At 29.9% G+C, this 13,883-nt stretch carries 9 protein-coding genes; 5 read left to right on the top strand and 4 right to left on the bottom strand.

Annotated elements, in window-relative coordinates:
• Window positions 1-3: 3 nt before the first annotated feature.
• The 4 genes from IEW75_RS05305 to IEW75_RS05290 form a co-directional block, all read right to left on the bottom strand.
• On the bottom strand, window positions 4-876 hold the full coding sequence (locus IEW75_RS05305) for a ComEA family DNA-binding protein (protein WP_134247696.1): 873 nt from the start codon (window positions 874-876) through the stop codon (window positions 4-6).
• A gap of 13 nt (window positions 877-889) precedes the next feature.
• A complete protein-coding gene (locus IEW75_RS05300; RefSeq protein WP_134247695.1) occupies window positions 890-2,962 on the bottom strand; it encodes an amino acid carrier protein in 2,073 nt (690 codons plus the stop codon).
• A 120-nt stretch (window positions 2,963-3,082) separates the two neighbouring features.
• On the bottom strand, window positions 3,083-4,078 hold the full coding sequence (locus IEW75_RS05295; protein WP_134247694.1) for a potassium channel family protein: 996 nt from the start codon (window positions 4,076-4,078) through the stop codon (window positions 3,083-3,085).
• Between the two features lie 6 nt (window positions 4,079-4,084).
• The gene (locus tag IEW75_RS05290) at window positions 4,085-4,312 is read right to left on the bottom strand and encodes a PspC domain-containing protein (RefSeq protein WP_134247693.1); all 228 of its coding nucleotides are present in this window, start codon (window positions 4,310-4,312) and stop codon (window positions 4,085-4,087) included.
• A 104-nt stretch (window positions 4,313-4,416) separates the two neighbouring features.
• Between IEW75_RS05290 and uvrA the strand changes: the two genes are divergently transcribed.
• The 5 genes from uvrA (at window position 4,417) to IEW75_RS05265 (ending at window position 13,869) form a co-directional block, all read left to right on the top strand.
• On the top strand, window positions 4,417-7,242 hold the full coding sequence (gene uvrA, locus IEW75_RS05285) for an excinuclease ABC subunit UvrA (protein WP_134247692.1): 2,826 nt from the start codon (window positions 4,417-4,419) through the stop codon (window positions 7,240-7,242).
• A 57-nt stretch (window positions 7,243-7,299) separates the two neighbouring features.
• Window positions 7,300-8,010, top strand: a complete 711-nt coding sequence (locus IEW75_RS05280) for an LOG family protein (RefSeq protein WP_134247691.1) — start codon at window positions 7,300-7,302, stop codon at window positions 8,008-8,010.
• A gap of 94 nt (window positions 8,011-8,104) precedes the next feature.
• A complete protein-coding gene (locus IEW75_RS05275; RefSeq protein WP_134247690.1) occupies window positions 8,105-10,840 on the top strand; it encodes a gluzincin family metallopeptidase in 2,736 nt (911 codons plus the stop codon).
• Window positions 10,841-10,998: 158 nt separating this feature from the next.
• Complete coding sequence (locus IEW75_RS05270; protein WP_134247689.1) at window positions 10,999-13,449, top strand: alpha-ketoacid dehydrogenase subunit alpha/beta; 2,451 nt, start codon at window positions 10,999-11,001, stop codon at window positions 13,447-13,449.
• Between the two features lie 189 nt (window positions 13,450-13,638).
• Complete coding sequence (locus IEW75_RS05265; protein ID WP_134247688.1) at window positions 13,639-13,869, top strand: 4Fe-4S dicluster domain-containing protein; 231 nt, start codon at window positions 13,639-13,641, stop codon at window positions 13,867-13,869.
• Window positions 13,870-13,883 lie beyond the last annotated feature (14 nt).

The raw sequence follows: 13,883 nt of genomic DNA, 5'->3' as shown, positions 1-13,883 counted from the left end.
AATTTATTCAGCCACCAAATATAAGCTTATTCTATTAAATTTTTCTATTGGAAAACCATCAATTTTTTTTAATTCTTCTAACGATTGAATTTCTGCAACTTCATCTCTATAACTAAAAATTTTCTTAGTAAGCTCGTAATCAATATAGACAATGGCTAATACCTCTTTAAATGAAGCTGTATTTATATTTAATTTTTTAATAGTTGGTTTTGAGAGTACTTTATAGTATTTTAAAGCCTTATCTGCAGTTTCTTTATCTAAATAATACACTTCATAAAGCTGGTTTTCGTAGGAAAAACCCTGTAATTTATTTCTATAACTAAGTATTCTTTCAGCCGTTTTTTCTCCAATTCCTTTAATTTTTATTAAATCGCTACTTGTAACCAAGTTTAAATCTTTAACCTCTATAGCTTCTTTTTTATTTTTTTTAAACCTAGTGTTAGATTTAGTATTTTTATTAGTCACCCAATCTGGAAATTTAAAATAAGGGCTTATTTTATTTAATAAACTATCACTAATTTTAGTAACACCTTTAAACTCTTTTATTGAATTTATAAATTTACCTGTTTCTCTAAAGGATATTAGCCTATCAATTTCATCAACATTCAATCCTAATTGATATCCTTTAAAATCGTTTATATAATTAGGATTAAATGGAAAAATCTTAGGTTTTCTTTCTTCAAGAGCTTTTTTTAATAAAGAGTCTTGTTCCTTTTTAAAAACTTCAATTTCATTTTGAGAAAAACGAGATGGTTCTTCTGGAGCAAAATCTACAAAAAAGAAAGTAATTTGTAGCATTACAATAATCAATAATAAAAAGAAAATCCCATTTCTTTGGCGTTTGTTATACCAGAAATGGGATTTAAATTGATTCATATGTATAGTAATATTATTTTTTTGCTACTCTTTGAGCTTTAAAAAGTTCTCCTGCATTTAGTTTACGCCAATATTCATTTAAATCTGTACGTACTTCACTAGACATAAAGTACAATCCTATAATGTTTGGAAATGCCATTGCAAGAATCATCATATCCGAAAAATCTAAAACAGCTCCCAAACTAACTGATGCTCCAACAACTATAAATATTAAAAAGAATATTTTATAAATCATTTCAGCTTTTTTACTTTTTCCAAATAAGTAAGACCAAGCTCGCATTCCATAATAAGACCAAGAAATCATTGTAGAAAAAGCAAACAAAAAGATTGCTACAGTTAACACATAAGGAAACCAAGAAATTACAGTACCAAAAGCATCAGAAGTTAATTGTGCACCTGCCATTCCTATAACTTCATGTTTTCCTGTAAAAATTAACACCAATGCTGTTAAAGTACAAATAACTACAGTATCAATAAAAGGTTCCATTAAAGAAACAAACCCTTCAGAAGGCGGATGGTTAGTTTTTGCCACACTATGTGCAATTGCTGCAGAACCAACACCAGCTTCATTAGAAAATGCTGCTCTTTGGAAACCTACAATTAATACACCTATAACACCACCCTTTAAAGCAGTTGGATTAAAGGCTCCATCAAATATTGCTGTAAATGCAGGGCCAATATTTTCAATATTTATAAAAATTACCGCTAAACAAGCTGCAACATAAATAGTAGCCATAAAAGGAACTACTTTTTCTGTAACCTTTGCAATACTTTTAATACCACCAACAATTACAGCTGCAACAAGTATAGAAATAATTATACCAAACCAAAAGCCATGCCCTACTAATTCTGGTACTTGTCCAGAAACAGCTTCAAACGCCTGATTAGATTGAAACATATTACCGCCACCAAAAGAGGCACCAACACATAACACGGCAAATATACCTGCCAAAACCTTACCTAAACCTTTCTTATTTTGCTTTTCCAATCCATTACGTAAATAATTCATTGGTCCACCAAACACTCTTCCGTCCGCAGCTATGTCTCTATATTTTACCCCTAAAGTACATTCTACAAATTTGGAAGACATCCCTAACAATCCTGCGAGAATAATCCAAAAAGATGCACCAGCACCACCTAAAGAAACAGCAACCGCTACTCCTGCAATATTTCCTAAACCAACCGTCCCAGAAACGGCAGTTGCAAGCGCTTGAAAATGCGTAACTTGCCCCGGAGCATTTGGATCGTCGTATTTTCCTCTAGCCAGATCAATTGCATGTTTAAAACCTCTTATATTTATAAAACCCATTCTAATTGTAAAGAATAGAGCACCAATAGACAACCATATTACAATAAACGGAATGTTTTTTTTCTGAATATCTCCATTTGGATACAGTAAAGCAATTTTTTCATCATAAATTACAGAAGCGTAATTATGTGCACCTTCTTCAATTATATCTTCTTTATTTGAAGAATCGTAAATTGTTCCCCCTTCTTTTGCTAGGTGTTTTAAAGTTCCAGACACAAAAGATCTTCCAATAATTTCATTCTCTCCTCTCGAAATAATTGCAATGGTATCACCTTCTTTTACTTTTGTACCATCTTCAACCACCCATTTTTTAATTGTAAATGCCCCCTTTATTCCAGGTTTCCAACCAGGAATAGGAATAATCTTTTTTTCTACGTAAACATTTGGATCATAAATTCCAATTGCAGTAAAAGGATCCCAAAATAACACCATAGCAATAGAATTTACAACTGGTGTAAAAGTTCCATTAAACCGTTCTGAAATATTTTTTATGGGAACCACATATTCTTTTGTAATCGAATTTCCTGAAGCATCCGATACAACAACACTATAAGGAATACCTTCTACTAAGCCAAAAGCTTTATTGGAAGTTAAAGGAGTACTTTGATTGCTCCATTTGTAGGTATATGGAGGCGTACCGCCAAAAACATCAACTTCAATAATTCCGTCGTTAATTAATTTGGATGGATTTACAATATTTTCCTTAACTGTAATGTCTTGGGAAAAAGCAACTGAAGAAAATAGCAATAGAATTATTAAAAAAAATTTCGAACTCATTGTTTTATTAGTTTGGTTAAAATATTTTGTTAAAAGGTCCCCAAGATGCTAAAAAATTTAGCTTGCTACAAATTTTTAATGCAAAACTTATTTATTTTTATTAAATTATTCATAATAATTTTATAAAGTTTCTCGTAATTTTTTAATTTGAGTTGGATTTCCTAATACAATTAAATTTGTATTTGATGTTAACTTTGTTGACGATTCTGGATTTACAATATATTCGTTTTCAGATGTTTTAAATCCAATAACATTACAACCTGTTTTTTTTCGTAAATCTAAATCTAAAATTGTTTTATTTAAAAGCTCTGAAGGTAAATCATTCACAGAAATTTCTTCCAAATTTGCATTGGTATCTCCTGCAATTGTAAGCCTATCAACAAATTCAACCAAATCTGGTGTAACAACTAAAGATGCCATATGAGCACCACCCAATTTATCTGGCATAATAACATTTGTAGCTCCTGCAAACTTTAACTTTCCGTAAGAAGATTCGTTGGAAGCTCTGCTGATAATGGTAAAGTCTTTATTGAATTGACGTGCAGACAAAACAACAAATAAATTATCTGCATCTGAAGGTAATGCTGTAATTAAGCTTTTAGCTCTTTCTAAACCTAATTTTGCTAAATCGTCATCATTAGTTGCATCGCCTTCAATAAATAAAATATTGTCTTTTTCTAATTCAGCAATTTCATTTACTCTTTTTTCAATAACAACACAAGGCTGATTAAATTGAATTAATTTAGCAACTGCTTGTTTTCCATTACGTCCGTATCCACAAACAACGGTATGATTCTTTAAATTCTGAATTTTTTGTTGCACTTTTTTTTGTTTTAATTGTTCTAATATTTTTCCACTCGCTAAATATTCAGTTAAGGCTGTTACCGTATAACCATAAACCATTATACTTATTAAAATTAAAAATATTGTAAATAGCTTTTCGTTATAAGTAAGTGGATGAATTTCGCCAAATCCAACAGTAGTCATTGTAATAATTGTCATATACAATGAATCAATAAAATTATCATCAGAAAGAGTCATATAACCTCCAACTCCTATGCTAATTACCACAAGTAATAACCCAATTGAAATAACTAATTTTGATTTACTTTTCATAGTATTTTATAAATCGAATACCGAACTTCTTTTAGTATAGATTAAATCTTTTAAGCGTAGTAAAAAAGCCAATGTTAAATAAATACCAAAAGAAAACCCTAAAGTTACAAATGAAATATAAATAAAAAATAAACGCACATTAGATACGTTCATACCTAATCTATCTGCAAATCTAGATGATACAGCAAAACCATGTTTTTCAAAAAAATGTCTTAAAGAATTAATCCAGTTCAATGCTTATAAATTTTAACGCAATATACTAATTTTCAAAATAAGATGTACTACTACATTAAAATTGTAATTTCATTTTTTTAACTTTGTAACTTTTCAAAAATCTAATGGCAAAACAAGAAGAATATATTGAAGTATTAGGTGCGCGCGTTCATAATTTAAAAAATATTGATGTTCGTATTCCTAGAGAAAAGTTAGTTGTTATAACTGGCTTAAGTGGTAGCGGAAAATCGTCGTTAGCTTTTGACACTATATATGCTGAAGGTCAGCGCAGGTATATTGAAACTTTTTCGGCATATGCCCGACAATTTTTAGGTGGATTAGAACGACCAGATGTTGATAAAATTGATGGACTTTCTCCTGTAATTTCTATTGAACAAAAAACCACCAATAAAAGTCCGAGATCAACTGTTGGCACCATTACAGAAATTTACGATTTTTTGCGATTATTATTTGCCAGAGCGGCCGATGCTTATAGCTACAACACCAATAAAAAAATGGTAAGTTATAGCGATGCGAAAATAAAAGAATTAATTTTAACTGATTTCAACGAAAAAAAAATAGCAATATTAGCTCCTGTAGTAAAATCTAGAAAAGGACATTATAGAGAGTTATTTGAGCAAATTGCCAAACAAGGATTTGTAAAAGTACGTGTAGATGGAGAGATAAAAGACCTTGAAAAGGGAATGCGACTCGATAGGTACAAAACGCATGATATTGAAATTGTAATAGACCGCTTATTAATTAATAAGGCTTCCGAAAAAAGACTGGAAGAAACTATTACTACCGCCTTATATTCTGGAGAAAATGTATTGATGGTTTTAGAACATAATACCGACGTGCCACGTTATTTTAGTAGAGAATTAATGTGTCCAGAAACTGGAATTTCGTACCCAAACCCAGAACCAAACTCCTTTTCATTTAATTCGCCAAAAGGAGCTTGTTCAACTTGTAATGGCCTTGGAAGAGTTAATAAAGTTAATATTCAAAAAATAATTCCGAATACTGCTATTTCCATTAAAAGTGGTGGAATCGCTCCAATTGGAGAACAAAAAAATAGTTGGATTTTTAAACAATTACAACTTATTGCAGAACGTTATAATTTTCAATTAACCGATGCAATATCCAAAATTCCAAAAGAAGCATTAGATATTATTTTAAACGGTGGAAATGAAAAGTTTGAAATTGCCTCAAAAACTATGGGGATTACTCGAAATTATGAAATTGATTTTGAAGGTATTGTAAACTTTATTGAAAATCAGTACAAATCGAGTGATTCAACTTCTATAAAACGTTGGGCTAAAGATTTTATGGATGAAATTGATTGTGAATCTTGTAATGGCAATCGTCTTAAAAAAGAAGCTTTATATTTTAAAATAAATAATAAAAATATTTCGGAATTAGCTCAGTTAGATATTTCAGAATTAGCTGATTGGTTTTCAAGTATTGAGGAAAAATTATCAAAAAAACAACTAAAAATTGCTTCAGAAATATTAAAAGAAATTAGAACTCGAATTCAATTTTTATTAGATGTTGGTTTAGATTATTTAGCATTAGACAGAAGCTCAAAATCCCTCTCAGGTGGTGAAGCTCAACGCATTAGACTAGCAACACAAATTGGCTCTCAATTGGTTGGAGTGCTTTATATTTTAGACGAGCCAAGTATTGGCTTACACCAAAGAGATAACGAAAAATTAATTAAATCACTTATAAATTTAAGAGATGTTGGTAATTCTGTAATTGTGGTTGAACATGATAAGGATATGATTGAACATGCCGATTTTGTATTAGATATTGGTCCTGGCGCAGGTGTTCACGGAGGTGAAATTGTAAGTAAAGGTACTTTTGAAGAATTAAAAACACACAATACTTTAACAGCGGATTATTTAAATGGAACTAAAGAAATTGAAGTTCCAAAAAAAAGAAGAAAAGGAAACGGAAAAAAAATTACATTATCTGGAGCTACAGGAAATAACTTAAAAAATGTTACTGTAGAATTTCCTTTAGGTAAACTAATCTGTGTAACGGGAGTTTCTGGAAGCGGTAAATCCACTCTAATAAACGAAACGTTATATCCTATTTTAAACAAACACATATATAGAGGTGTAAAAAAACCAATGCCTTACAAATCAATAAAAGGTTTAGAACATGTAGATAAAGTAATTGATATTGACCAATCTCCTATTGGAAGGACTCCACGTTCTAATCCTGCAACATACACAGGTGTTTTTAGTGAAATTAGAAGTTTGTATGCAAAAACCAGTGAAGCTTCAATTAGAGGATATAAACCTGGAAGATTCTCCTTTAATGTAAAAGGCGGACGCTGCGAAACCTGCCAAGGTGGAGGTGTTCGTGTAATTGAAATGAACTTTTTACCAGATGTTCATGTAGAGTGTGAAACCTGCCAAGGAAAACGTTTCAATAGAGAAACTTTAGAAATTAGGTACAAAGGAAAATCTATTTCCGATGTATTAAATATGACTATTGAAGATGCTGTTTTGTTTTTTGAAAATATTCCAAAAATTTATAGAAAATTAAAAACTATAAATAATGTTGGGCTGGGTTACATTACACTGGGACAACAATCTACAACACTTTCTGGTGGTGAAGCGCAGCGTATAAAATTAGCCGCAGAACTATCTAAAAGAGATACAGGAAATACATTTTATATTTTAGATGAACCAACTACCGGACTTCATTTTGAAGATATTCGTGTACTTATGGAAGTTATAAATAAACTTACCAATAAAGGAAATACAGTACTTATAATTGAACATAATATGGATGTAATAAAATTAGCAGATTACGTTATTGATATAGGTATGGAAGGCGGAAAAAATGGAGGTGACTTAATTTGCAGTGGCACACCAGAAGAAATAAGTTTGAATAAAAAAAGCTATACTGCCAAATTCTTAAAAAAAGAATTACATTAGTCAGCAAACATTTTTAACCTTATATTTAGCAACTTAAAAAAATATATTAAAACACATATGATTCCAAATGAAGATAGAAAAATAAGAGAAAAGTTTGAACAAAGAACTTGGAATGAAATTAAAACCAACGATTCTTGGGCTATATTTAAAATTATGGCAGAATTTGTTGAAGGGTACGAACGTTTAAGTAAAATAGGACCTTGCGTAAGCATTTTTGGATCTGCACGTACAAAAGAAGACCATAAATACTATAAATTGGCAGAAAGTATAGCTTATAACTTAACCAAAAACGGTTATGGAGTTATTACTGGAGGCGGCCCTGGAATTATGGAAGCTGGTAACAGAGGTGCAGCCCGAGGTAAGGGCACATCCGTTGGATTAAATATTGAATTGCCATTTGAGCAACATGACAATCCATATATAGATGCCGATAAAAGTTTAGATTTCGATTACTTTTTTGTTCGCAAAGTGATGTTTGTAAAATATTCTCAAGGTTTTGTAGTAATGCCAGGAGGCTTTGGAACAATGGATGAATTATTTGAAGCTATCACTTTAATTCAAACCAAAAAAATAGGTAAATTCCCTATAGTTTTAGTAGGAACAAAATTTTGGTCTGGTTTATTTGAATGGATTAAAAATACCTTACTTGAAGAAGGAAATATAAGTCCAAAAGATCTTAATTTAATTTCAATAGTAGATACTGAAGACGAAGTTTTAGAAGTAATAGATACCTTCTATAAAAAATACAGTTTAAGCCCTAATTTCTAAACTTTAATACCACTTGAAAAAGTACATATATTTTCTTTTTATAATTGCTTTTGTTTGTTTCAGTAACGTGTCTGCACAAACAAACAAAATTATCATGTATGCTACTTTATTTCCAGATAGTAATGAAATTAAAATTCAACAAGAAACAATATTTTATAACAAATCTGACAGTATTCTAAATGAAATTTACTTTCATAATTGGCCTAATTCTTATAAAGATAAACAAACACCTTTAGCCAAACGTTTTATAGAAAACTATTCTAAAACATTTCATTTTACAAACGACAAACATAGAGGTAACACAATAATAAACGGAATCTCTGTAAATTTTGATGTTGCAACTTTTGAAATTACAGAGGAAAATCCAGATTTCTTAAAAGTAAATTTAATCGAACCTTTAAAACCAAAAGATTCTGTTAAAATTTCCGCTACTTATTTAGTAAAAATACCAAATGATAAATTTACTAAATATGGAGTCCGTGAATTTGAATACAACTTAAGATATTGGTACTTAGCTCCTGCAATTTTTGAAACAAAATGGCAACTTTATAACAACTTAGATATAGACGATTTATATATAGACTATACCGATTATAATATTAGTTTTAAAGTACCAAAGGAGTTTGAAATAAACACCGATTTAAAGGCGTCATATTTTATTAAAGACTCCATAAAAAACTATGGATTATCTGGTAAAAACAGATTGGATATCGCGTTAAATATTAGTAAAGCCAATAATTTTCAAGAGTATACTTTTGATGATATAACAATTAGTTCAGATTTACTTTCAGAAAGTTTAGATGATGGAATTAAAACCAGTATTCTAAAAAGAGAATTCTATTTTATTCAAAATTTTCTTGGTAAATATCCACACAACAAAATACTTTTAAATAAAATAGAATATGATAAAAATCCTGTTTATGGTTTTAACCAATTACCCTCCTTTTTAGCAGCTTATAATAATGCTTTCGAGTGGGATATTAAATTATTTAAAGTTCTTTCTAAAAAATATATAGATCAGGTATTTTTATTTAATAATAGAGAAGATTATTGGCTAGCCGATGGTTTGCATGCCTATTTAATGATTAAATATGTCGAAAGATATTATCCAGAAATTAAAGCTATTGGTAATATTTCTAAACTTTGGGGTGTTAGAAATTTTAGTATTGCAAAAATAGATTTTAACGAAAAGTATCATTTTGTTTATCAATTTGCAGCTCGTAAAAATTTGGATCAGGCACTTACAACACAAGCAGATTCTTTATCAAATTTTAATAGAAAAATTGCAAATAAATATAAAGCAGGTCTTGGACTAAAATATTTAGAAAGTTATATTGAAGATTATTCTATACCTACATCAATATTCCAATTTTCATATGCAAATTCTCAAAAAATGATTAAAAGTGAAGCGTTTTTAAACTACTTAAAATCAAAAACTACAAGAGATTTATCTTGGTTTGAAAACGACTATCTTACAACAAATAAAAAAATTGATTATACAATTAAGAATATTACTCAAAAAAATGATTCGCTTAAAATCAGTATAGAAAATAAGAGAAACTTTACGGCTCCAATTCAATTATACGGAATTCAAGATAAAGAAATTAAATTTAAAAAATGGCTAAACGGAATAGATTCTTTAACAACCATAACAATTCCAAAAGACGGTTTCGATAAACTTTCTTTAAACTACGAATCCCAATTACCCGAATATAATTTAAGAAACAATTGGAAAGATATAGACAATAAAATATTTAACAGACCTCTTCAGTTAAAATTTTTTAAAGATATAGAAGACACATATTACAATCAATTATTTTATACTCCTATTTATAAATTTAATTATTACGACGGGTTGGTTTTAGGAATGGCATTTTCTAACAAAACCTTGTTGAACAAAAACATCAATTATAAAATAACACCTTCTTATAGTACAAAAAGTAATACTGTATCTGGATCTGCCTCATTTCAATATGAATATTTACCTGAAAATAAAAAAATAAACAAACTCTCTTTAGGAGTTTCTGGAAGTAATTACCATTATGCACCAAACTTAACATACACAACATTAAGACCCTATGCTTTTGTAGAATTTAGACGAAAAAGCTTAAGAGATGTTAGAAGCAAAGCTTTAGGCGCCTCATTTACATTTATAGATAAAGAAAGATCGCCAACCCAAACTGAACATATTGAAACTAACAAATACAGTGTTTTTAATTTAGGATATGGGTATTCAAGTCCGGGAATAATAGATGATGTTAGGTTTTCAACAGGATTAGAAGTTTCTAGTAAATTTAGTAAACTTTCGGTAACAGCACAGTTTAGAAAACTTACAGATTCAAATAGACAATTTGATTTTAGATTTTTTGCCGGTGCATTTATAACCAATAAAACCGAAACCAATTATTTTAGTTTTGCATTAGACAGACCAACAGATTACTTATTTCAATATGATTATTTAGGAAGATCTGAAACTTCTGGTATTTTTAGCCAGCAAATTATTATTAATGAAGGTGGATTTAAATCTAAACTCCCTGTTTCATTTGCAAACCAATGGTTATCAACACTTAACACAAGTGTAGGGATTTGGAGATGGGTTGAAGTGTACAACGATGTTGGTTTTGTTAAAAACAAAAATGAAAAGGTTTATTTTGCCCATGAAAATGGAATACGACTCAACTTTATTCAAGATATTTTAGAAGTATATTTCCCATTATATTCAAATTTAGGTTGGGAAGTTTCAGCACCACAATACAGTTCAAAAATCCGATTTGTTTTAGTAATAAAACCTAAACGGATTTATAATTTTGTAAAAAGAGGTTTTTATTAAAATTAACTATATTTTTAATTGTTTTCAACATCGGTTAGAGTATTACTAAAAACAAACATCATTTTATTAATTTTATTAAAAATAATTCAAAGCATTTGAGTCATTTTTAGATATCACATAAATTTTGTACCTTTGCAAAACTAAAAAAATCTTAAAATATGCAGCTAAAATCTTCTTCAACAAGTCAAAAGCAACTTTCTTTTCAGCAATTTAAAAAAGAAGTATTACAAGATTATAAAATTGCTGTAATAAGTAGAGAGTGCAGTTTGCTTGGAAGAAGAGAGGTCCTTACAGGTAAAGCTAAATTTGGAATTTTTGGTGATGGAAAAGAAATTCCTCAATTAGCAATGGCAAAAGCCTTTAAAAAAGGAGACTTTAGATCTGGTTATTACCGCGATCAAACTTTTATGATGGCAATTGGAGAACTTACACCTCAACAATTTTTTGCAGGTTTATACGCGCATCCAGATTTAAAAGCTGATCCCATGTCTGGTGGACGCCAAATGGGTGGTCACTTTCTTACACATAGTTTAGATGAAAACGGTGAATTCAAGAACTTAACAGAGCAATACAATTCAACTAGTGATATTTCTCCAACTGCTGGTCAAATGCCAAGAATGTTAGGTATTGCCTACGCTTCAAAACTATTTAGAAATATTGACGAAGTAAAAAATCCGAAATTTTCTAATAATGGAAACGAAATTTCTTGGGGAACAATTGGAAATGCAAGTACTTCTGAAGGACTATTTTTTGAAACCATAAATGCTGCAGGAGTTTTACAAGTACCAATGATAATTAGTGTTTGGGATGATGATTATGGAATTTCGGTACCTGCTAAATTTCAAACAACAAAAGAAAGTATTTCTGAAATTTTGAAAGGATTTCAGAGAGAAGAAAAAGCAGACGGGTACGAAATTTTTGTTGTAAAAGGCTGGGATTATCCCAAACTTATAGATACTTACAGTAAAGCTTCAAAAATTGCACGTGAAGAACATGTTCCCGTATTAATTCATGTAAAAGATCTAACACAACCACAAGGACACTCTACTTCTGGTTCTCATGAGCGTTATAAAACTAAAGAACGGTTGGTTTGGGAAAAGCAACATGATTGTATTGCCAAAATGCGTGATTGGATTTTTGAATTTGAATTAAAAGATGAAAACAATAATACTTTAAAATTTGTTGAATCTGAATCTGAGTTAATTCAAATTGAAAAAGATGCTAAAAAATTAGTTTCACAAGCAAAAAGAGAAGCTTGGAACGCCTTTTTAGCTCCAGTAAAAAATCAAAAAATTAGATTGTTAAATATTTTAGACAATTTAGCTAATAAGAGTAATCATAAAGTATTTATAAATAAATTAAAAACGGAATTAACAGCGGTTTTAGAGCCGTCGAGAAAAGATCTTTTAGCAACTGCTAGAAAAGTAGCTGTATATATTAGAAACGAAAATTCGGTTGAAAAAACACAACTTCAAAATTGGATTACAAGCTATTTAAATAGTGAACAACATAGGTTTAGCTCGCATCTATACAGTCAAACTAATAAAAAAGCTACTAACGTTAAAGAAGTGCTACCAACATACAACCAGCAGGCCGATTTAGTTGATGGTAGAATTATTATTAAAGATAATTTTGATACAATTTTTGCTAACAACGATAACGTTTTTATTTTTGGAGAAGATGCTGGAAACATTGGAGACGTAAATCAAGGTTTGGTTGGGCTTCAAGAAAAGTATGGTAAACTTAGAGTTTCAGATACAGGAATTAGAGAAGCAACAATAGTTGGTCAAGGAATTGGAATGGCTTTAAGAGGGTTGCGCCCAATTGCAGAAATTCAATATTTAGATTATCTATTATATGCTTTACAAATTTTAAGTGATGATTTGGCTTCCTTACATTACAGAACGGTTGGTACTCAAAAAGCACCATTAATTATAAGAACAAGAGGACATAGACTGGAAGGTATATGGCATTCAGGCTCTCCAATGGGAGCAATTGTCCATTTATTAAGAGGTATAAACATATTGGTTCCAAGAAATATGACAAAAGCAGCTGGTTTTTACAATACACTTTTAGAATGTGATGAACCTGCATTAATTGTTGAAAATTTAAACGGATACCGCTTAAAAGAAAAATTACCAAATAATTTTGGTGAATTTAGAACGCCAATTGGAGTAGTTGAAACTGTAAAAGAAGGTTCAGATATTACGGTAGTTTCTTATGGATCAACTTTAAAAATTGTTCAAGAAGTAGGTAAAGATTTAAATCAAGTAGATATAGATATCGAAATTATTGACGTACAAAGTCTACTTCCTTTTGATATTAATCAAGATATTGTAAAAAGTGTTCAAAAAACAAATAGACTAATTATTATTGATGAAGATGTTCCAGGCGGAGCTTCATCTTATATTTTAAATGAAGTTTTAGAAAAGCAAAATGCTTATCAATATTTAGACAGCAAGCCAGTAACTTTAACTGCTAAATCTCACAGACCAGCTTATGGTACAGATGGTGATTACTTTTCAAAACCAAACGCCGAAGATATTTTTGAAACTCTTTACAAAATTATGCAAGAAGTAAACCCTTCAAAATTTAAAAACTTATATTAAGAAACAAAAGTTACATAGTTACAAAATTCTAATAAAAGCGCCTACTAGGGCGCTTTTATCATTAAAACAAACATAAATAATATGACAATTATCATTGAATTGATATTTATCATACTTTTTACAATAAAATAGCAATAACTTTGAGAATAATAAAATAACAAGTTAATAATCATCTAATATATTATTAAAATGGCAAAAGTTAAAGGAGCAATTGTAGTTGACACCGAAGCGTGTAAAGGTTGCGAAGTTTGCATACCTGTATGTCCTGAAGACGTAATTGGGATGACATCAACCGTAAATAGAAAAGGATATCACTATGCATATATGAATAATCCAGAAGCTTGTACAGGTTGTACAAACTGTGCTATTGTTTGTCCTGATAGAGCTATTTCGGTATATAGAGTAAAGGTTTCAGCATAATAAAATAAATAAGA

Source organism: Lutibacter litoralis (assembly GCF_014646675.1).
In the GTDB taxonomy this organism is placed as follows: domain Bacteria; phylum Bacteroidota; class Bacteroidia; order Flavobacteriales; family Flavobacteriaceae; genus Lutibacter; species Lutibacter litoralis.
This window is presented reverse-complemented; position numbering and strand designations above follow the sequence as displayed.

Coding starts and splice junctions, on each gene's coding strand:
- IEW75_RS05305 (WP_134247696.1), bottom strand. CDS start 876: ATGAATCAATTTAAATCCCATTTCTGGTATAACAAACGCCAAAGAAAT.
- IEW75_RS05300 (WP_134247695.1), bottom strand. CDS start 2,962: ATGAGTTCGAAATTTTTTTTAATAATTCTATTGCTATTTTCTTCAGTT.
- IEW75_RS05295 (WP_134247694.1), bottom strand. CDS start 4,078: ATGAAAAGTAAATCAAAATTAGTTATTTCAATTGGGTTATTACTTGTG.
- uvrA (WP_134247692.1), top strand. CDS start 4,417: ATGGCAAAACAAGAAGAATATATTGAAGTATTAGGTGCGCGCGTTCAT.
- IEW75_RS05280 (WP_134247691.1), top strand. CDS start 7,300: ATGATTCCAAATGAAGATAGAAAAATAAGAGAAAAGTTTGAACAAAGA.
- IEW75_RS05275 (WP_134247690.1), top strand. CDS start 8,105: ATGTATGCTACTTTATTTCCAGATAGTAATGAAATTAAAATTCAACAA.
- IEW75_RS05270 (WP_134247689.1), top strand. CDS start 10,999: ATGCAGCTAAAATCTTCTTCAACAAGTCAAAAGCAACTTTCTTTTCAG.
- IEW75_RS05265 (WP_134247688.1), top strand. CDS start 13,639: ATGGCAAAAGTTAAAGGAGCAATTGTAGTTGACACCGAAGCGTGTAAA.